Origin of the sequence: Scytonema sp. PCC 10023, from assembly GCF_963920835.1 — a bacterium.
Taxonomy (GTDB): domain Bacteria; phylum Cyanobacteriota; class Cyanobacteriia; order Cyanobacteriales; family Nostocaceae; genus Kalymmatonema.
This window is the reverse complement of record NZ_CAWUDP010000139.1, coordinates 1-21,090: the sequence shown is the minus strand read 5'-3', so window position 1 is coordinate 21,090 and position 21,090 is coordinate 1. Positions and strand designations below refer to the sequence as shown.

The window sequence follows — 21,090 nt, the reverse complement described above, 5'->3', positions numbered from 1 at the left end:
TTACGGCGTCTAGTTTCTAAGCAACGAATCGCACCAGCAAGGACCATCCCGCCCAAATTCTGTGATTCCGGAACGGAAGTCGAGGGAGTGGCAGATGGGGCACTAAACCCATATTTGGCAAGAACTTTTTGTCCAGATGGTGAAAGGATATACTCAGCAAGCTTTGTACCGTTGGAACTGGCATCTTTGAGTACGGTCAGTCCATAATCAGCTTTGACTGCTAGGTTTTGAGGCAATTCTATTAATTGCAGGTCGGGTGACTCTTGGAGAGCTGATTGTCCACTCGTGTAATAAGCCAAAAAGATATCTGCCTGCTGAGTCTCTTTAAGAAAGTACACTAAGCTATTTTTTCCGCCTGGAACTGGTGGAGAAGAGGGTCCACCTACCAACCGCAAGGCTTTTGCATCCAATGTTTGGAAGCTACCTGGTCTTAGCTCATTGGCTTTGCGAAATATCTCCTGTGCGTAGTCCCCGGAAGGATCTGAGATGGGTGTTGAAGTACCCAATTTGATTTGTGGATCTAGCAACACATCTAAAAGATTGTCCGACGTGACAGACAAACCCGGTCTTACAATGGCAGTCATGCGATTGCTGGTAAAGTTGACCACAGATCCACTCAAACCTTGCTGATACAATTTGAGAGGATTTCCTATATCTGCACTCGCAAAGACATCAGTCTTCTCGCCATTTTCTAAGCGTTCTCGCAATGACCCAGAAGGACCAAATTCCCTGTTCACGGTAATGCCGTATTCCTGGGTGAAAGCGTCAGCGACTTCAGACAAACTACCCCTCAAACTGCCAGCACCATACAAGGTTACCTTTGGCGGTTCAGACTGAGTCTGATCGACAGCGAAAACCCTAGATGTCAGCGTGACACCGGAAATACAGGTAATCAGCGAGACGGCAAGCAAATATTTTCTCATCAGAAAAATTGGGTCTGAAACCCCGTCCTTCAGCGAAGCGTAGGACGGCTTTTTATAAACTAACAAGCAACAATTAAACCAGTAGAACGCCGAATTAAAGTTACTTTGCTAGACGCTATCTGCCCTAACCGTTTCCAGTTAGCATCGCTAACAGATATTTGTTTTTCGGTATCACCACTGACGAAGCCGATTCCTTTCGGGGAATTAACGCGCGTCACCTTTTCGCAAGCCATGACGTGTTGTAGAGCCTCCATATTTGCGCCGGACTCCACCCCTAGCTGGAACCATCAAATGTAGTTGACGGCGGCTGTAGGGAGGACGACGAATAACGAAGAACGAAGCGGGGGTGATAGTAACCGAGCCAAACCAATTTGCCCCGTCCATATTGGCTGTGTGGTATTTGCGATACTCAACAAAGCTCGTTGCCGCAATAGCAACGCTGTCTACTGCGTGAGTGTTAAACTCTGCCTTTGACTTATCTACCTTATTTTTGGTCAATCCAAGATGGCTGCGAGTAAGAGAAGTTTGATAACCCTCGATTTTAACTACGGGCGCAAACTGCCCTAACTGCTTCAGCATCCAAACTTGACCAACCATCACAGGCGAGAAACCTTTACCACTTCTTGCTTTTTTGCGCCCGCTGCTTTTATCTACATCTGCTCGAACGTATTCGTACCTGATTTCTATGACTGGGTAGATTTTGCACAGTTCGGATACAATTCTGAGTTCTAGCTGACGGTTAGCACGAATCGAAGGCGCAAGCTTGCCTTGCCGACGATTTGCAAACCGTTTCTGACGGTGAGCGCGTTTGGAAAACTCAATCTTGCGATTGATTCGTCTTCCTCTACGCCCTCGCCGCATTAATCGGCGATTGTCCATCCGGTCGCGCACTGTTTGAAATGGCAAAACCAGGTGAGCCGTATAGAGCGTGAACTTGGCGGATACAACGCCAATCCCTGAATATTTTTTACCAGGGTCAATCCCAATAACAATATCCTGGGTGGCGTAGCCTGATGGCACAATAGTCAGTTGCACGTAAAATTGACCGCAATCCGACCAGCGTTTAACAGCTTTACCCGATTGAATCCACTTCCTTGCCCGTGCTGGTGTAGTGGGCATGAGTGGCTGACGGTTGGAATCGACAACTGGAATTCGCATTCAGTGGTATAACCCAATGACTTGTTGAGAGTCCCTTCGCCCAACTCAACTAGAATGTCTTGGCTTAACCCAACGCCTGAACCAATCAGGCTTAGAGTGAATCCGAACTAGGGAAGTATTCGGAAGTCTGTACCAAGTTGAGTCTCAATGGGCTATTCAACGCTTACGTTGTCCCAATTGGTTCGGACAATCCTCGTCCCTTTCAGGGCGAGGTTGTTGAAATTGTTTTAGATGAACCTTTTTGAGCGTTAAGTATCGGTATACAGTAGGAAAATTGCTATCACTTCCGTGCCTCTCTACGCTTGTTTAAGCTTTTGTTGTCTCCATCAATTTCTCCGGGAAAGCCCTGATGTACATCTAGGTTTTTGTATGTTGTCATAACATACCAGCTATGTTGGTAAAAATCAAGTCAACTATGTTTAAGCTTTGCAGAGAATAAGACTAATTTGAGCAGTAGAATTGTTTATTTGGTATTGATGAGTAGGTACCAGCCTGCAAGCTTACTCCTCGCCGCGATCGCCCCAAGGGATAAGCACTTGTGCCATCGCCCCCACCGGCGGGGCTTTGCCCATCGCCCCAACGGATAGCACTTCACTTGCGCCATCGCCCCCACCGGCGGGGCTCTTGGGAAAGCGGACACGCACTCAAAGAACGCCCATCGCCTCGCTATTGCTCCATAGAATCTAGCAAATCTGCTATTTCGTCTGGTTGGAACCACACTAAGCCAAGTTTTTTCAAGTCTTCTGTGTAATAGAAGCTGATTCCACAGATATCTACAATTCTGGCTTCTAGGGCGAGAGTAATATCATCTATACACTCATCGATTCGACATATAGGTTGATCAAAGTTGGCGATATGAGCAATCAATTGAATTCTGTCTGCAGAAAAACCGTCAACTGCAGCAGACAACAGTAGAAGAGGAAAACTTCTTTCTAGCCAAGGGTTGCGTTTAATCAGACCTTTAAGAAGGTAAATAAAATAAGCTGCAATCTGATGATTTGTCATTTCACCAGATTGAACTCTGCGACGTGAAATTGCAAGCAGGTTAGAGAAGAACGGTACTCGCAACTGCTTGTGTAACAATCGATAGGGATTTTTCAAGCTCTGTGGAGCTCTACAGTACAAGTGCGGATTTTCTAGTTGATATTTTGCCAAGACTTGCCGTGCTAGCCGGGAAAGATACATTTTGTCGCCATCACAGCTAAAATCAGCGCCGAGTTTGCAATTATTTTGCATCAGGATTTGTACTGCCCAAATCAAGCTTTGCTGTTCTAATTCCTTAACAACTTGTTGTGCATCAATATCAGGGGTATTTGTCCGAATGAACCACAAGACAGACTCTTTATACAACTGGTGTGAGGTTTCACAAGCCACATATCCGACTGACTCATTGGAGCGTAAAACCTCTAGCCATTCAGCCATTAATTGGTATAAGACAGCCTTGTTATGAGTTTGAATTGCCTTGACCAACTGCCAAACAGCAGCTTGTTCTTGTGTGGTCCATCTTTGTGGCATACTAATTTCATCCTCTGAATGCAGCCAGTGTTTCGTTTTGGAATTGCAAGCGCTTAAAGACTACTGTGTAGCATAAGAAGAATCACTGTCTTTGTAGTTAGTTGTACATTACCAATTAAGTTGGTATAAATGTGATCCTGTAAGGATTTCGGAAAAATTCAAAAGTTAAAAAAATCAATTTTTAAGATCATTTCACAACACTTCATCGTATTTTCCGCGAGATACCCCTGGTGAGCGCGAAGCAACCTGGGGAGGGTATGCTGTGTCAAACCGACTCTCAAGGGCGGGAGAAGGTTTGACAAAGTCCTTTGTTGACAGCACGATTAATCCGGTGCTTCGCTGTATCAATCGGACTTTCTTTACAGTGAATTGCCCTAAGCGTTTCCAGGACGCATCACTTACAGAAACTTGTTTGTCGGTGTCACCACTCACCCAACCGCGATAAGTTTTTGCACCTTGTGTTGCTTCAACGTAGTCACCTTTACGAAATCCATGTCGGGTGACCGTGCCACCATATCTACGTCGGACACCGCCCTTTGCTGGAACCATTAAGTGAAGTTGGCGACGTGAAACTGGAGGACGTTTGACAATAACAAATTGGGACGGAGTGATGCTAATTTGTCCTTTCGAGCCCATGCTATTAGCTGAAGTTATTCCGTACTTTACCCAGTGACTTGCAGCAATTGTGATGCCATCTACCGCATGAGTTTCTGGCACTTGGCGCGATTTATCTTGCTTGTCTTTGGGCAGTCCTAATTGTTTACGCAAATTAGAAGTTTCCCAGCCTTGTATAGTTGATGGCTTGATGCCAAATTGCTCTTCTATTTGTCCGACCAACCATAACTGACCAACCATAACAGGGCTAAATCCCTTATCACCTCGTGCCATAACACGCTCAACAATAATGTCTTGAACTGGGTAAAGCTTGACTATTTCCCTTAGTGCCCGTAGCTCAAACGTTTTGTTAGCACAAATGCTAGGAGGAACTTTTTTTTGTTTGCGGTTATCGAACCTTACCTGACGATGAGCGCGTTGACTGTAGGATAATTTACGGTTAATTCGTCGTCCCCTACGCCCACGTCGCATCATTGCTCTTTGCTCCATTCGGTCTTTGACTGTTTTGAATGGCAAAACGAGATGTAGCATCAGTAGCGTGAACTTAGAAGATTGAACGCCAATACCAGAGTAAAGTTTGCCCGGATCTAACCCGATAACAATGGGCTGAGTTTTTGTATTGCTGGGTTCAACGGTTAATTGCACATAAAACACGCCTAGTCTTGACCATCCGGGAATTGCTTTTCCTTCTTTAAGCCATCTCCTTGCACGACTAGGAGTAGTCGGCATGAGTGGCTTACCGTTTTTTGAAACTACCGGAATTCGCATTAGTTGTTCTCCTGTTACAGAGTTGATGTCCCCTCGCCCACCTAACTTAGAATGTCTTGGCTTGCCCAACGCCTTAATAAGAAGGCTTACAGTAAATCCGCACTGGGGAAGTATGCGGGTGTGTGTATCAAAGTTAGGCTCGATGGGCTAGTCAAACACGTAAGGCTTATTTCTTACAAGCCCCGTCCGCCTATGCGGCGGGGTTATTGACTTGCAATATGTTAGGCTGTGTTACCAACAATATTGGTAGAAAGCAGCGATTGATACAGTTTTGGCAACCGATTTAAGCTTTGATGGTTTTGGGGGAATGGTATGTCCTGTTTGGGGTATGCCAAGCAATGCCTGTAAATCTTCAATTGATTTGGTAGGTTAGGCGCAAGCTCTGCAGTCACTAAAAACTACGTCTCTTGCTCTGATGAATTTAGGATTGTCAAGAATAGCAACTGTCAAAGCGAGCCGTCTTCCTAAAAGCCTTCGCCGACACTTTGACATCAAACGTTCACCTGTAGCGTTAGATTTGCTCACCGCCTTTGAGGTCATCGGTTACACTGTCCTTTTGGAATCAGATATTAACATAGGTAGACACAAGGCACAAGGTTGTCTTGATGCCGAGGTGGTTTTGGGCGATGGCGCAGAACGCAGCGCCCTAAAGGGCGATTGGGCACGAGGGCACTGGCACCTGTGCAATCGCCTATACAATGCCTTGAAGCAGATTAACCCCAAAGTGCCAACTGTTGCCATTGAAACAGCTATCTCTGGGGTGATTTTCAGCCAAAGTTCTAACCTATTTGAAAATAACCGTCTTTTTCACCAACACCTGACACAAGGAGTTGATGTTGCGTACCAAGAAAATCACCAAACAGTTCATGAAAAAGTTTGGCTCATTGATGCGTCTAATTTGCTCAACAATGACTGGTTAGTTATTCATCCTTTAACCCTGATTGAGGGAAGTTCCACTCACTGTCTTGATGTGGTTGTCTTCATCAACGGGTTACCATTAGCAGTGATTATCTGTACTGATCCTCAGGACAAAAACGCTACCCTCAAAAAAGCGTATCAGCAACTTGAGTTCTACAAACAACAAATCCCAACCCTGTTTTCCTACAATGCATTTCTGATTATTGCCAACCGAAATCAGGCACGAGTTGGCACTTTAACTTCTGAGTGGGAAGAGTTTCTGCCTTGGCGCACGATTGATAACGAAGACTTTCCGCATGAAGGAGAAACAGAACTAGAAGTGCTGATTCAAGGGATTTTTGACAAGCGGCGTTTTCTAGAGTTGATAAACCACTTCATGGTATTTGAGAACAACGGAGTCAGTATCAGCAAACAGTTGCTTTGTCGCCCTTTTTGTACAACGCCATACCCAAAAACAAGCTGTCATTCTTAAGCAAGCAAGTATTTCCCAGTATTCAACATGACAATTATGCCTACGAACTCGAATTGGTATGAGAAAGAACTCATCGAAGAGTTCACTACCATCATCAATCACTCTTTCCCACAAGTTGGGCAATTGCTAAAGCGCTGTCATGTCAAACTCATCCAGTCATTCTGGGGACAACAGAGTGTCCACTTCCTCCCATACATCGCGATTTATTGCCCTAATGAGATAATTGCTGCTGTCAAAGCGCAAATCTCTGTATTTAGAGAAGTCGCAAAATATGTAGGAGTTGTTGAGGTTGTCTGTCTGAATGCCACATGCCTGCTGCACGATCCCATGTCCAAGATCAAGCAGGATAATCCTCGCTTGTGGTTAGAACTGTACTGGATTGTCACACAGGAAAAAGGACAGGTCGTATGAAAACTGGGCTTTTCTGCAATTACGAAAATCATGACCATGATGCTCGTCGTGCCATCTCTGAGCAAGTGGCGGTAGTAAAACACGGAGAAAGCTTAGGCTTTGAAGAAGCCTGGGTAACAGAACACCATTTCAATGATTTGAGTGTTAGCTCGTCTACTTTGATGTTAATGGCACATTTGGCGGGCGTAACTTCAACAATCACATTAGGTTCGGCAGCAGTGCTGTTGGCGTTTCATAACCCAATTACTGTTGCAGAAGATATTGCCACATTGGATAACCTGTGCGATGGGCGACTTGCTGTAGGAATTGCCAAGGGTGGACCATTTCCCGAACAAAACAAGCACTTTGCCACACCAATGAGTGAATCGCGTGCCAAGACACTAGAGGCAATGACGTTGATTCATAAACTGTTGTATCACAAGGATGTATCGTTTCAAGGGCAATACTATCAGTGCAATGATGTCACGATTTACCCAAAACCGTCACAGAAAAAAATACCAGTGTACCTTGCTACCAGTGATGATGAGGCGATTGGATTTGCTGCCCTTAATTCTTTCGGCTTGATGGGAGGACCACCGTTTTCCCTAGATACACTCAAAAGCAATGTTGCCAAATACCGGGCTATCAATTCCAGTGGTTCTGATAAGTTCATGTTGGCACGATTCTTTTTTGTTGCTGGTACCAAAGATGAGGCGATCGCTGAGGCTTTACCTTTGATTCGCAGTTTTAGTCAAAGAATGAAGATGTTGAGTGCTAAAGCACAAAAGTGTGGCAATAGCAGTCAACACCTCCAAGCTTCTAGTAGTCAAAAAAGTATTTTTGATGAAGACCAATTGTTAGAAAATTCGATAATTGGTGATGTAGCCACTTGCCAAGACAAAATCAAACGATTTCAGGACGAACTCAATTTAGGCACCTTAGCACTGAAACCCGCTTCGTTGAATCTGCAAAAAAACCTAGAGAGTTTGACGCGCTATAACGAAGAGGTACGAACTTATGTGTAAACAACGCAGTGATTAGAAAGGGGTGTTACTATGAATCAACCTTTCCTTCCTCCAGATGATTTGCCTCCAGCTAGAACAACTCTAGTTGATGAAATACTGCACAGACAACTAGAAACAGTTGCTGGCATACGCTTTTACCAAACCTGCGGTCCGATTATGCGGGTTTTGCTGTCGAATTGTCACTGGTATTTCCAAACGAGTTCTGGCATTTTGACGCTAGTGATTGTTTGCTATGACATTGAAAGTTATTGGCATATCACTAACGCTGTTTCCCATATTCTCAAGAGATTGAAGCTGTTTTCAAACAGTGCCAAAATCCGCCTCTGTCCACCAACTGAGTTGGGGACACCGTGGGAAATCGAAGTCAATGAAGTGTTAGATGACGAAATCCCAGATGATGAAGAGTGAAGTACGCACCACCAAAACGGAGTATCGTTTATGGTGGGGGCTTCCAGTTTCATAGGTCAGTGCCACCTTAGGGATACCACAAGGATATTCGTCACCAAAGACTCGGAGGTTTGAGACTCGCCCCTTACTAATCCCGTAGCCTTTGTGACTACCCTTACCCAGAACGCTACAATCAAACCAAGCCCGAAAAAGTCTTGGCGTTCAAAGATTATGGTAGCCATCACCCAACAACCCCAAAAAATGACCATCGAGGAATATCTCGAATGGGAACCTCAGCAAGACGTTCGCTACGAATATGTCAACGGCGAAGTTTTTGCTATGACAGGTGGTACAATTCCCCATAATGACATTGCTCTAAACCTTTACAGAGCCTTGTACCCTCATCTGCGTTCCAGAGGTTGTCGGGTGAATGTGTCAGATGTGAAAGTGCAAGTCAGTTCCCAAAGCGCTTACTACTATCCTGATGTTATCGTCAGTTGCGACCCTCAAGACCTCAATGCCCGCAAATTTATTCAATTTCCCAAGCTGATTGTCGAAGTCCTCTCCCCAGGTACAAGCGCCAAAGACAGGGGTGAAAAATTCACTTATTATCTTAAAATCCCCACTTTGCAAGAGTATATCTTGATTGACTCTGAAAAAATCTCTGTTGAGCGTTACTCTCGGGGAGAGGGTAGAATGTGGCTTTACTATCCCTACACCAGTGGAGATATTATCACTCTATCAAGTATTGAATTTGAATGTCCGATTGAATTGCTGTATGAAAGTGTTGTATTTGGAACCGAGGAATAAAGAAGAGGATTGACACTCCCGGTGAAGACAGCAGGGGGGATTCTTTGCTCGTGGTTCGCGAATATCATTTGCGAACCACTCTGACTTTTCCACATCCGGTGAAAAATCAGGCTGAGCGTAAGTAGTTTCACACCACCGAAGCACTGCAATGTAGGATGTCTGAGGGCGATCGCATATCTCGAAAAACTAGCTATTTAAAGAAAAACTTTCAATTTTCAGTCATCTACGTAATTAGAAGTAGTATAACTTACTAATGTACTTGGTTTTAAGAAAAAATTTTTCTCTGTATTTTTCCGGAGCGCAGTTAAGTCAGAGTGTAACTAAGGTATAGCAAATGACACAATACTTGCTATATCATACAACACTAAATGACCATTAAAAAACCTCGTATAGTAATCGAGCAACCAGAAATTGGCAATCTCATTCGTGAACTACGGCTTTTGGCTGGGTTGACACAGGAGCAGTTTGCCGCCCAGTTGGGTGTGACCTATCCCACGATTAATCGGTGGGAAAACGGACGTGCTAAACGATCACCACTGGCGATGCACAGAATTGAGGCGATATTGATGGTTGGGAGCGCCGGGGCAGAGATTTGATCTTGAAGTATTTTTCTAATAAAGAATAAAAATTATTGAAGTTTATTTTGTGAGGACTTTTTTTTGAGTTAGTCCCACAAGAAGAGTTTGCTTGAGGAAACCAAGAGTTATACAGAAATAGGACTAGAAGAATGCAAGACGTATCAATAGTTGATTCAGCTTATATTTATTTAGATTTAGAAGTAAGTACTGAAGAGAAGATATATCATATAGGACTAGTATCGCCCGAGGTAGCATCCGATTTTTCTCAACAAAATCTAATCCAGGCTTACGAACAACTCTCTCGCCTTAAGAATAGCGGCTTGGCAATCTGCGGTCACAACTTCCGACGTTTCGATTACCCGCATCTGAAACAAACGCAACCGCAATTATCATATTTGCGGATTATTGATACGTTAGAGCTATCAGTCCTAGTGTTTCCCCTTCAGCCATCCCACAAGCTTAGTAAAGACTACAAGCAAAGCGAGTATGCAAGTAACAATCCTTTAGAGGACGCTCGTGCAACGCGATTGTTACTACACGAACAGCTAGCAGCACTTTTGAAAAAGCCACAGTCCGTGCGCCAGGTTTATACTTGGCTGCTGACTTGTGGTTCAACTGAAGCTGATAAAGCATATCAGCAACTTTTTTGCGACATTTTGGGTTGGGCTGTCAAACCAATTGATATAGAAAATTTTTGGCAAACGATGCTTAAGGGAATTAATCGTTCCTATTTACAACAGTTATCGTCAAACCCGCAAATCTACGATTTTGATACTAGATTGTGCGTAGCGGCACTGCTTGCCTGGAATTATGAATCTAATATAACTGAATCTACATGTGGTTTTTCTAATTGGTTGAAACATCTAAGCGCATTTCAAAACGTACTTGATAACCTTTGTCCACTATTGAGAGACAAGGAGCAATCAATTTCCTCTTACTTAAAAGAGTTTGGTATTTCTAGCTTTTACCCCTTACAGGAAGAAGCTGTAAAATCAATTCTCAACGGGGAATGTCCACTCGTTCTTATGCCCACTGGCGGTGGTAAGTCTTTATGTTACCAACTGCCAGCTTTAATGTTTCACAAAAAGCAAAGGGCGCTAACTGTTGTCATCTCACCGACACAAGCATTAATGGCAGATCAGGTGGCGGATTTAGAAGAAGCCGGGTTTGACTTTGCCACTTTTATTAACGGTAATCTTAGCGCAGGCGATCGCCGTCAACGGTTAGAGCAATTACGTTTGGGAAGTAAGGGATTGCTTTACATTAGTCCTGAACAGTTGCGGTCAATGGGTATCCGGGCATTACTAAAACAGCGTCCTCCAGTTCTATGGGTTATTGATGAAGCACACTGTGTTAGCCAATGGGGACACAACTTTAGACCGGATTATTGCTACGTTCCTAAATTTATCCATGAGTTATATCAAGAGTGTCAACTACCCACACCCCTTTTAGCTTTGATGACGGCGACGGCAACGGTTGTAGTGCAGGAGGATATTAAAAACTTATTTACTCAGAATCAGTTGAATATTAGTCGCACAATAGATGGAGCTACTACCAGAAGTAATTTAGCATATGAAGTTATCCCATTAGCAAAAAGAGATAAAGACCAAATCTTGCTTAAAAAAGTTAAGGATGCTCTAAATTCCGGTGGCAGCATTTTAATTTACACTACTGTTCGGAAAAAGGCTGAAGAACTAGCAAAGCTTTTAAATCAAAATGGTATTGATGCTAAATACTACCACAGTCGGCTACCCAAAGAAGAAAAACTTGAAGTTTTGCAAGAATTCAAATCAGGTGAATTGAATGTGATAGCCGCCACTTGTGCTTTTGGCATGGGTATCAACCGCAAGGACGTGCGCTTTGTCATCCATCACTGCATGAGTGACAGTTTGGAAAGTTACCTTCAAGAAACTGGACGAGCAGGACGCGACGGGCAACCATCAACTTGTACGCTGTTATTTGATCCTGAAGATGCTAATAGGATATTTTACTTACGTAGTTTGTATCAACTGAGCGAACAAGAGTTAAAAAACATTTTTATCTCAATCAGGCATATTCGCGATCGCATTTATGGCAGTGCGAAAGAAGATTGGTTTTGGGTGACAACGAAGGAAATTTTTACTGAGGGCGACCTTGATGAGGAGTTTGGGAAAGAAGCAGAGCAGCGTGATACTAAAATTAAGGTAGCACTGCATTACTTAGAAAAGTTTGGTCTTGTAGAACGAGCAGAGAGTTTTTCTAGCTTTATTCAGTTCGAGCTAAAATACAACAACTTCCAAGAGTCGGTAGAGCAGTTTGATAAATACCGACGTAGGCGAAATTTACCGGATTTGGAAGCAAATAATTTTGAGAAGCTTATACAGGCTATGCATGTAGCTAAAGCTTACGGTCGTGACAAAAATGAAGTCTTCCTAGACCGTTTGAGCGATGAAGCTGGTATTAGTTTACATGACCTTATTCCCCGAATTAGAGAGTTAAAAAAAGCTGAAGTTTGTTCTTTTGAAAAACCAATTACACTTACGATTACAAAAGGTGTTAAAGGAGATGCTCTTAAAAATCACGAGCGTTTGCGTCAACTGGAAGATGAATTGCTGAACATGCTTCGTGAGATGTTAGAGGGTAAGAAAGAAATTCCAATAAATTTACGCGGACTTGCTACTCGACTTGACCCAGACAACAGCAAAAAAATTAGAGCCTCTAGCATCATGGATATTCTAGAAGGTTGGTCTAATCAAAAATGGGTTAAATTGAGTCGCGTTGCTAATAATGTTGTAAAACTAAAAGATTTAGAAGTTGCTGAACATTTACCTCGTCATAAAGATTTAGCAATTAGCGTACTGTCCGTTCTCTATCAAACTTTAGGAAATAAGACTGGGGCAAGGTTGCCTTTAAGGTATGAGTTAGGAAAGCTTGCTTCGGAAGTAGTTCAGAAAACTCAACTTGCTTGGGATAGTAAAGAGTTGGAAGCTATACTCTTGTGGCTGCACCAGAGAAAAATTATCCGCCTTAGTGAAGGATTAGGTTTATTCCAGGATTCGCTCAAAATGCGTGTTGTCAAAAATGTCGATATCCGCACAGTGACACGTCGTTACCCTGAAGTCAAATCTTTTTATGAGGAACAAACCAAGCGTGTCCATACTATGCTTAAGTATGGAGAAATTAAGTCACCCCAAGAGCGTCAACAATTTATAGCTGATTACTTTGGTGAAGAGCATCCCAGTTTTAATGAGAAATACGAACTTCCTCCAGAGGAAGTCATAATTCGCCCGACAATCCCAGAGGACTACGATCGCATCATGGAACCGCTCAACCCTGCTCAAGAAGAGATTGTCCTGGCTTCTGATCCAGCAATGGCAATTATAGCGGGTCCTGGTTCTGGCAAGACGAGAACTATTGTTCATCGTATTGCTTACTTAGTGAAGGTGCAGCAAGTTGAGCCACAGCGAATTATTGTTTTAGCTTACAACCGCAATGCAGTTAGAGAACTGCGGTTGCGATTGCAAAAACTCATTGGTGACCAAGCATTTAAATTGCGTGTTTTTACCTTCCACGGTTTAGCATTAGCGCTTTTAGGACGCACCCTGGGTGAGAATGTCAAAACCAAAGAAATGGACTTTGACAAGCTTTTGACTGAGGCGTGTGAATTAATAGCCAAGGGTGAGGAATTTGAAGATGCAGACGATGATACCCAAGCACGGCGGATTCAACTGTTAGGAAAACTTGAGTACATTTTTGTGGATGAATATCAAGACGTCAGTGAAAATGAATATCGTTTGATTAAGTTAATTGCTGGTTTGAATGATTCAGAAGACAAATCTCGCTCAGTACAAATTAACCTCTGTGTGATTGGTGATGACGACCAAAATGTTTATGGGTTTAGGGGAACCAATGCAAAGTACATTTTACAGTTTGAGGAAGAGTACAAAGCTAAGCGCCTGCTACTTACTGAAAACTACCGTTCTACTGAATCGATTATCCAAGCTGCTAATAATTTAATTAGTAATAACAAAGAGCGGTGTAAGCGTACTCCCTCTGAGCAGGTGAAGATTGACGAGCATCGTACTGGTCATCAGGGTTTACCTGTTGAAGCTTACACTTTTGGTAGCACCTCGTCTCGTGCAGCATGGGTACAGCAGCGGATTGAATGGTGGATAAATCAGGGTGTACAGCCTTGTGAGATTGCTGTTCTTGCTCGCCAGTGGGATAGTCTGAGTCCAGTTAGGCTACTTTTAGAAAGAGCAGGAATTCCTACTTACTCTCTCAAAACAGATGATATCAAACTTGTAAGAAATTTAGTAACTTGCAAGTTAATTGATGAGTTAAAATCTCAGGGAAATAAAATCTTTTCAGCAGAGGAATCAGTTCAAGATTGGTTTGTTGACTGCTTTAATCAATGGGGACGCAATTTACAAGAGCCTACAGTAAAAGTACTGCTTAAAATTGCCAGCGACATTGACCTGGAGCGTGGGTATGGTTCTGTTGAATTAGCAGTCCCAACCAGTGCAGCGGATGTTCTCACTGCTTTATTTGAATTCAATGAAAGTTCAGAAGTTATGCTGGATGAGAAGGCAGTATTAGTAACTAGCTGTCATGGTGCAAAGGGGCTGGAGTTCCGTCATGTGATCCTGCTAACGGATGGTTTTACAACTTCTCCTCATGAGATTGAATCAGAACGGCGGCTTTTTTACGTAGCTATGACCCGTGCTAAGGATGAGTTAGTATTGTGTTCTACAAGACAAAGTTTGTTTGTTAGCGAGACAGGCGTAATCCCCAAAAGCGCTGATGCCGTATCCTCAACATTACCACAATGGATGTTTTACTCAGACTTGACTCCTGCAGGGGTTAATTTAGGGCATTGGTGTACAAAAAATCGTCAGCAGATTATTGCTAATCTTCAGGAACAGTCACAACTTCAACTCAAAGTTAATAAATACAACGACGGTTGGGAAATTTGTACAGCGCAAGGTCAGCCTATTGGAGGATTGTCAAAGAAAACAAATAGTGATTTAGCCGCAAAGGGATTTAAACCCGGAGACTTCCAGTTTCAACCTGGTGAAGTTACTGTTAGAAGCATATACCGTCACTTGAAAGTAGATGATCTCACTGGTGATGTTATTGAAGATTGGTTTGTAGTTATTCCTCAAATCCTGGTGTGTCGCTAGCTTTAGGGAGCGATTGTCCAGCAGTTTTGGGATTAAAGGTGGCGATCGCGATTGAGCGGGGTTTGATGGAAAGATGGAGTGCGTATGTACTCAAGTAACTTCTCGCGCTTACATTACCAAATAGCGTTTAGCTAAGGTAATCAAATACAGTATTTATCCGGAATCGGATATTGTACATTTGAAGTTTTGTGTAAATACTATTTCATACAACCATCTTACCTGTAACAGCTATGTATATCAGTATTGCAGACAAGCTTAAGAAACGATTCCATGCAGCCTGTGCTATCCGTAAGCTGAAGATGAGTCAGGTTATAGCGCTCGCTAATTGAGCAATGGTTAAAAGCTAACGGCGCTTCTCCATTACAAATGTTAAAGAAATAAATTACCACGTCAAAGGAAATAGCTTTACTGACACTTAAGCAATTCGCATTACAAAATTTTACCAAAATACCTCAAGCACTTATGTCAAAAATGTCTTCAGATGCCATTTGGATTGTGACTGATGATACTCCTCAAATAACCGTTCCTGATGGTGCTAGGGGAGGGAATGGTAGAGAAGATTGGTGGGATGAAACTGAAACTACTGGCAAAAAAGGAGTGGGAGATGCCGTTAAGGTTAGCGCTGAAAAATTAGAACAAGAAATGTCCCATTTTTTACAAATTGTGGGACGAATTTTTTACCGTGCTGAGCGCCAAGCTAGTGCTAACTCTGGGATGCAGTTGGACGAAATTGAATTATCGGTGGAAATCAGCGGTGAAGGGGAAGTGAAATTAATAGGAAACGGTGCAAAAGCCGGCGGTAAAGGCGCGATAAAGCTGAAATTCAAACGAGTAGAACCTAAGTGAAATGGCAAAAAACTGGGCGATCGCAATCGGTATTAATGAATACGATGATCTACAACGGCTGAACTATGCTAAGCAGGATGCACAGGCAATGCAAAACTTTCTGCGCGATGAAGCAGGTTTCGAGAAGGTTTTGTTATTTTCGGATGATTCGCCTGATGTGAAAGGCAATTCGACTCGACCGACCCATAAGAAATTGCTTAGCGTTTTAACGGGATTGCTTGAGAAACCTTTCATGAAAGCGGGGGATAACTTCTGGTTTTTCTTCAGTGGTCATGGGATGCGTCATAATGACCGTGATTATCTTATGCCAAAAGATGGCCATCCTAATGACATAGAAAATACAGCTATTCCGACTGATTATGTTATTGAATGCTTGCGTCGCAGTGGAGCTGATAATGTTGTCCTGATTTTAGATGCTTGTCGCACTCTTGGCACACGCGCTGGTAACGGAATTGGGCAACAAACAGCAAGTGTGGCACGTCAAACAGGAGTTATCAGCATTTTTTCCTGTAGTCCTAATGAGTACGCCTATGAAATTGATAAACTAGGAAAAGGAGCTTTTACCCATGCGTTACTGGAAGGTTTGGAAATTCAAGGTAAATATACTACAGTTAAGCGTTTGAGCCAGTATCTCCGTCTTCGAGTTCCAGAAATTGTTCGTCAGTATAAAGGTGCGCGTGCGCGGCAAATGCCTCAGATTACTGCCAAGCCTGAAAATAAATCTCACCTAATTCTTATACCGCAAAACGCTACTCCTGCGGATATTGCAACCCTTAAAAAGCTTAAAAAGGATGCTTCTCAAGCTGAAGCTGACAAGCAGTTTGAATTGGCAAAGCAGTTATGGATTCAAGTGCTAGCTGCGGCTTCTGATCCAGATGAGGAGGCAATAGATGCAATTAAAAGAATTGCTGCTAATAATCCCTCCTCTTTGCAAACGTTACCTTCACCCAGTTCTGCTACTCAAAATAGTGGCACTCAGAACCATACCCCTAACCCTTTTTCCACAGCAGAGAGGGGATCTGAATCTGAGTCACCTACTCCATCGCCATTGCTTGTACCAAGGGATAATCTCAGTTCTAAAAAGTTATCTGCTGAGCAGCTTAAAAAATTACAAGACACTTTCATTGATGCTTTTCCTACGAAATCATCACTTGAGCAATTATTATCATTACTATCATCGGAACTAGATAAAAACCTAGATGCTATTGCCAGAGAAGGTAATTTATCAACCCTTGTCTTTAATTTAATAGAAACAGCAGATGCTCAAGGATGGGTAGAAGACCTAATTTGTGTTGCGCGTGAATTAAATTTGGGTAACTCAAGATTGCGTGATACTGCTCAAGAGTTGTTGACACAGAGCAAGTCAAAAGAAACTGAAGTTAGCAACACAAGAATTGAGCAAAAAGGATTAGAGCAGCAGCAAAAAATCTTAATTTTGATAACAATTCCTCATAATTGGCTTTTAGATAAAGAGATTCAAGAAATTGAGGAAGTTATACGACGAGTCGCCAACCAAGATTTCTTTGAAATTTGCGTTAGAACTGCTGTGTATCCTCAAGAGATTCGTCAAGTAATTGCGAAAGAACAGCCTCAAATTGTTCATTTGTGCGGACATGGGATGAAAGATGGCAGATTGCTGTTAGAGGATGATGAGGGAAATAATAAACCTGTCTCACCAGAGGGTTTGGCATCACTGTTTAATTTGCAGGGCGCTACAGTTAAATGCGTCTTGCTCAACAGTTGTTATTCACAATTATCGGCTGAAGCAATTAGCCAACATATTAATTACGTGATTGGTATGAACCAGTCGATTAAGGATAAAGCAGCAATTAAATTTATTCAAGGATTTTATAATATACTGGGAGCTAAAACTTCAGAAAATCAAGATGTGTTTCAAAGAGCTTTTGACGAAGGTTTGAATACCATTCAATTAGAAAACCTTTCGCAAGAGTCGATACCAGTCCTTAAAAAGATACTTTTAGAACAATTTTAGAACAAACTGTCCCTGACTAAAAGCAAGGACAAATCAGCATATTACTGGTAGCGAGAAACATTTGCCTTGCAGCCGATGGCTTTCACTGGTGCGGCTAGATACAAAAATGTCATTGTGAGCGTAGCGCAAGTGTTGTGAAGAATTTTGTCATGTTCAGTTTACCTATTACCTTTATCGCAAATTTATGATCGAACAATTAAAAGAGCAACCTAATCCTTTTAGTGGTAGTCGAGTTGATACCCCTTTTCAAAATCATCCTGATTACCCCGATACCTATCACAAAGAGTTTGTTACTCTTGAGTCAATCTTGAAGGACATTAAGCTAGACTCCAATCGTCAAAGTAAAGGGGCGGTGGTGATTGGAGAACCAGGTTCTGGTAAAACTCATCTGATGATGAGATTAGCCCAGGAGCGATTATCTAGTAACCGACTGCTTTTTATCCGTCAACCCAACCATCCTTCTTCTGTGCTGTACCATATTTACAGTCGGATTTTGGAGTCTTTAGTCGAGCGAGTTGGAACATTTACCCAATTAGACTATTTAATTGTTAATAGCTTTCATAAAATTGCTGCTAGTTTCCCAAGTCTTACTAACAAAGACCAGGAAATTCTCAAGGCGCTAAAGGATAAAAATCTAGATGCCCTTGGGGGAGAAGGAACTCTGCGCAAGCGAGAATACTGGCAGCACATTGAGAAACGATTCAATGAATGGTGGGTCAGTTATTACTCCGCTGGAGGTTTTGCTCCCTTCATCCTCAAGGGAATTTTCAAGTATTGTAGCTACACCGATCCAAAGCGCAAAGATATTGTGACTCGTTGGTTAGCAGCCAACATTTTATCTACTGAGGAAGCAGAAAAAGTTGATTTGCCGAACTGGGGGGAAGACCTTAGCCAGGAAGCATTTTCTCTGGAAGCTATTTCGGTTTTGGGTAAATTATCTATTCTCGATGAGCCTTTAATTATCATCTTCGATCAGCTTGAAGGATTAGGACTTCCTCATAACCACGAGATATTGCTTAATTTTGGGGAAACTATCAAGGAGATTTTCACTCACGTCCCGAATAGCTTGATTATCCTTAATATGTTTCCTGAACGCTGGGAACAGTTTAAAACCAGCTTTGATAACTCAATCATTGGTCGGGTATCTCAATACCAAATTTATCTACAAAAACCTGACCAAACAGAACTTAAAGCAATTCTTAAAGTCAAACTTCAAACTCTCAATGTTCCTTTGGAACAGATATTTTTACCAGAAGACTTAGAGGATGTTCTCGAACAAAAATCTATCCGCGCAGTTTTGAACCGAGCCGCTGACTACTACAATTACAGGGTTCGTCAAATTCCCTTACCTGTTATAAGGGAAAATGTTCACAAATTGGATGGCAATGAAAAACTAGAGCAACAGTTGCGAGTATTGCAGCAACAGCAGCAGGTATTGACGGAAGTATTTCTGAATTTAATGCAGGAAATACAGAAACCTGGTTCGGTTGACATGGTAGACCTGGTAAAAAAACTTGTTCCTGAAGTTAAGAGCGAAGAACAGCAAACTGAAGAATATGTCATTGAGTATCTAACTAAGCAAAAAGCTTATCTTGAGGGACAGTACAATAATATGCCCATCATTTCTGACTCGGATGATATAGGTAAACTCAAGACTATTGCCGAAGCTTTTAACCAACTTAAGCCTATTAAATTAACTTTATATCGGCTAGGAAAACGAGTTTTACCAGAGCATATTGTAATTGAGACTGACCACAAAAACTATGTAATGGGATTTCTTCAAATTCCTCCAAACACCACGTCTTTTACTAGTCGAATTAGTAATTTTAATGAGCTAGTATCTTTGCACCCTCAAGACCGCTTTGGGTTATTTCGGGATGAGCGCTTAACTGAAATTAAGGGGAAGGTAGCTCAAGAAAGAGTAGAACAACTAAAAAATTCTCCTAATGGGAAATTTGTTTTATTTAGTAGGCAGGATAGGATTCACTTGGAATTGACTTATAAATTAATTATCGATGTTCAAAATAAAGATTTGGATGTAGATTTGGAGTCAGCTTTAAAGGTTTTTATAACTAACCAAGAATGGTATCACTGGCTGTTTACCATGTTTGGCTTCACTAAACCTAAAACTCCTGCACAGACAGAGGTAAAGTGACGGAAAAATGTATCAAGGGCTGCGATGGTGCGGAGCACCCGCATACGCAGCGATTGCCCAAGGGGCAGTGGCAAAGCCAATCGCTCGTCAAAACCTAAGGGGAAATCGAGGTTCTGAGCGCAATCATGCGCACGCTACGCGCGTAAGCGCAGAGCGCCCCCGAAGCGGGGTACAAAGCAGCGTCTGGTGCAGGAGATACGCTCCACTTCGGGGGCGCTCAGAATGACAAAATATACCATTCACAAACTTTTCAGACATCCTTTCACGAAAACAGCACCTTGTTATAAAGCCCCACTCTCAACGAAGTAGGGTGGGGTTATTGACACTGTAGCTTGCAGATAGTTGACAACTATCTCAAAAAGAATCTGTTAATCAACAGCAACTATCACATCCGAAGATTTTATAATGGCGTATGCTTGCTTTCCTTCTTGCAGCTGAAGCTTTTCTGCTGATGACTTGGTGATGATCGCAGTGACCTCTACTCCAGAAGCAATTTCTAATATTACCTCGGTGTTAACAGCTCCTTCCACAACTTTTTTTACAGTAGCTTTAAGCGCATTACGAGCACTTACTTGCATCTTTTGATGTCCCCTGTATTGTTTGAACTCAATAATACTAGCAACTATTCGCTCTTATAATTAACATCTTGACCGCCAACCTTACTATTTTTAACTTTTGCTTAACGTATAAAAAACCATTGCTCAGTCTTACAGCGCCCTTCAAATGGTTAGACCACAAACCTTGGGGTGTTCCTTGCCCATAAAAGCCCATGTGGTATCCATTTGAGATATTGGTGAGCAATGCCCACCTTATACCAATTCTGTATGAAGATGCGCCGCCTTAATACCCCCTGTAGTCCCACGCCACTTCTGTTGGGCGGGGGGAACCCCCGCACTCTTTGTGGCTCCCCAAGGCATCGGGGAGAGGAGAGTGCCGGGGGTAAATATATTGCTGCTTCACAAAGAAACGGTATTAGCTGAAAACCGCTGTAAACAGTATTAATTGAGCTAAAAATGCCGCTACTTGTAGATTTTCGCATTAGCTATGCTGAGGTTGCGACTATTGGAACGCTTAATCAAAAATTTTGGGTGACAGTCATTGAGTCGAAACAGGTAGCTTATTCTGTAGAGGCAGGACTTGACCAGATTTTAGCGTATATGCTGGCTGCTCCCCAGTCACAGGATGAAGTTTTTGGCATGATTACATCTGGTGGCAGTTTAAAGTAGCGATTTACGCCAAAGCGATCGAGACAGCTATAGTTGTGACGGCAATTGAACAGGCGACGCCAGTACAAAAGCTGATGAGGAACGCTCATGGGTCTTTACCGAGAATTGAAGGGTGAAAGCCCCTGCATTTATGCATGGGGATGAAACCC

At 42.6% G+C, this 21,090-nt stretch carries 18 protein-coding genes; 11 read left to right on the top strand and 7 right to left on the bottom strand.

All coding sequences use genetic code 11. From position 1 onward, the window contains the following. From ACM0OZ_RS43415 to ACM0OZ_RS43395, 5 genes are all read right to left on the bottom strand, one after another. Window positions 1-923: molybdate ABC transporter substrate-binding protein (locus tag ACM0OZ_RS43415; protein WP_414589087.1), on the bottom strand; the 923-nt coding region annotated here is incomplete at its 3' end. 59 nt (window positions 924-982) lie between these two features. Continuing rightward, window positions 983-1,156, bottom strand: a complete 174-nt coding sequence (locus tag ACM0OZ_RS43410; protein ID WP_332987229.1) for a hypothetical protein — start codon at window positions 1,154-1,156, stop codon at window positions 983-985. Next, a complete protein-coding gene (locus tag ACM0OZ_RS43405; protein WP_414589086.1) occupies window positions 1,128-2,081 on the bottom strand; it encodes an RRXRR domain-containing protein in 954 nt (317 codons plus the stop codon). Before ACM0OZ_RS43405 ends, ACM0OZ_RS43410 begins: the two co-directional genes overlap by 29 nt. A 666-nt stretch (window positions 2,082-2,747) precedes the next feature. Beyond that, complete coding sequence (locus ACM0OZ_RS43400; RefSeq protein ID WP_414589084.1) at window positions 2,748-3,596, bottom strand: hypothetical protein; 849 nt, start codon at window positions 3,594-3,596, stop codon at window positions 2,748-2,750. Window positions 3,597-3,788: 192 nt separating this feature from the next. Further along, entirely contained in the window at window positions 3,789-4,979 is a 1,191-nt protein-coding gene (locus ACM0OZ_RS43395) for an RRXRR domain-containing protein (protein ID WP_414589083.1), read from the bottom strand. A 415-nt stretch (window positions 4,980-5,394) separates the two neighbouring features. On the opposite strand from ACM0OZ_RS43395, the gene ACM0OZ_RS43390 reads away from it, so the two are divergent. The 7 genes from ACM0OZ_RS43390 (at window position 5,395) to ACM0OZ_RS43360 (ending at window position 14,721) form a co-directional block, all read left to right on the top strand. Then, entirely contained in the window at window positions 5,395-6,369 is a 975-nt protein-coding gene (locus ACM0OZ_RS43390; RefSeq protein ID WP_414589082.1) for a type I restriction endonuclease, read from the top strand. Window positions 6,370-6,405: 36 nt separating this feature from the next. Then, a complete protein-coding gene (locus ACM0OZ_RS43385; RefSeq protein WP_414589081.1) occupies window positions 6,406-6,780 on the top strand; it encodes a hypothetical protein in 375 nt (124 codons plus the stop codon). Next, window positions 6,777-7,784 carry an LLM class flavin-dependent oxidoreductase gene (locus ACM0OZ_RS43380; RefSeq protein WP_414589080.1) on the top strand — a complete coding sequence of 336 codons (1,008 nt, stop codon included), beginning with the start codon at window positions 6,777-6,779 and terminating at the stop codon, window positions 7,782-7,784. The genes ACM0OZ_RS43385 and ACM0OZ_RS43380 overlap by 4 nt, the downstream gene beginning before the upstream one ends. Before the next feature lie 30 nt (window positions 7,785-7,814). Beyond that, on the top strand, window positions 7,815-8,192 hold the full coding sequence (locus tag ACM0OZ_RS43375; protein WP_414589079.1) for a hypothetical protein: 378 nt from the start codon (window positions 7,815-7,817) through the stop codon (window positions 8,190-8,192). A 210-nt stretch (window positions 8,193-8,402) separates the two neighbouring features. Further along, the gene (locus ACM0OZ_RS43370; RefSeq protein WP_414589088.1) at window positions 8,403-8,981 is read left to right on the top strand and encodes a Uma2 family endonuclease; all 579 of its coding nucleotides are present in this window, start codon (window positions 8,403-8,405) and stop codon (window positions 8,979-8,981) included. Between the two features lie 368 nt (window positions 8,982-9,349). After that, window positions 9,350-9,577 carry a helix-turn-helix transcriptional regulator gene (locus ACM0OZ_RS43365; protein WP_414589078.1) on the top strand — a complete coding sequence of 76 codons (228 nt, stop codon included), beginning with the start codon at window positions 9,350-9,352 and terminating at the stop codon, window positions 9,575-9,577. Between the two features lie 131 nt (window positions 9,578-9,708). After that, window positions 9,709-14,721, top strand: a complete 5,013-nt coding sequence (locus ACM0OZ_RS43360) for a RecQ family ATP-dependent DNA helicase (RefSeq protein ID WP_414589077.1) — start codon at window positions 9,709-9,711, stop codon at window positions 14,719-14,721. Here the strand turns inward: ACM0OZ_RS43360 and ACM0OZ_RS43355 are convergent. Beyond that, window positions 14,693-14,815: a hypothetical protein gene (locus tag ACM0OZ_RS43355; protein WP_414589076.1), complete on the bottom strand. Its 123-nt coding sequence runs from the start codon at window positions 14,813-14,815 to the stop codon at window positions 14,693-14,695. The two genes, ACM0OZ_RS43360 and ACM0OZ_RS43355, sit on opposite strands and share 29 nt — an antisense overlap. Window positions 14,816-15,183: 368 nt before the next feature. Between ACM0OZ_RS43355 and ACM0OZ_RS43350 the strand changes: the two genes are divergently transcribed. From ACM0OZ_RS43350 to ACM0OZ_RS43340, 3 genes are all read left to right on the top strand, one after another. Next, window positions 15,184-15,567, top strand: coding sequence for a hypothetical protein (locus ACM0OZ_RS43350; protein ID WP_414589075.1), 384 nt, complete (start codon window positions 15,184-15,186; stop codon window positions 15,565-15,567). Between the two features lies 1 nt (window position 15,568). Then, window positions 15,569-17,560, top strand: a complete 1,992-nt coding sequence (locus ACM0OZ_RS43345) for a caspase family protein (protein WP_414589074.1) — start codon at window positions 15,569-15,571, stop codon at window positions 17,558-17,560. 184 nt (window positions 17,561-17,744) lie between these two features. After that, window positions 17,745-19,715, top strand: coding sequence for an exonuclease (locus ACM0OZ_RS43340; protein ID WP_414589073.1), 1,971 nt, complete (start codon window positions 17,745-17,747; stop codon window positions 19,713-19,715). Between the two features lie 368 nt (window positions 19,716-20,083). On the opposite strand, the gene ACM0OZ_RS43335 is transcribed toward ACM0OZ_RS43340, so the two are convergent. Next, on the bottom strand, window positions 20,084-20,293 hold the full coding sequence (locus tag ACM0OZ_RS43335; protein ID WP_041038565.1) for a TOBE domain-containing protein: 210 nt from the start codon (window positions 20,291-20,293) through the stop codon (window positions 20,084-20,086). Window positions 20,294-20,728: 435 nt separating this feature from the next. On the opposite strand from ACM0OZ_RS43335, the gene ACM0OZ_RS43330 reads away from it, so the two are divergent. Next, on the top strand, window positions 20,729-20,941 hold the full coding sequence (locus ACM0OZ_RS43330) for a hypothetical protein (protein WP_414589072.1): 213 nt from the start codon (window positions 20,729-20,731) through the stop codon (window positions 20,939-20,941). Window positions 20,942-21,090: the final 149 nt, after the last annotated feature.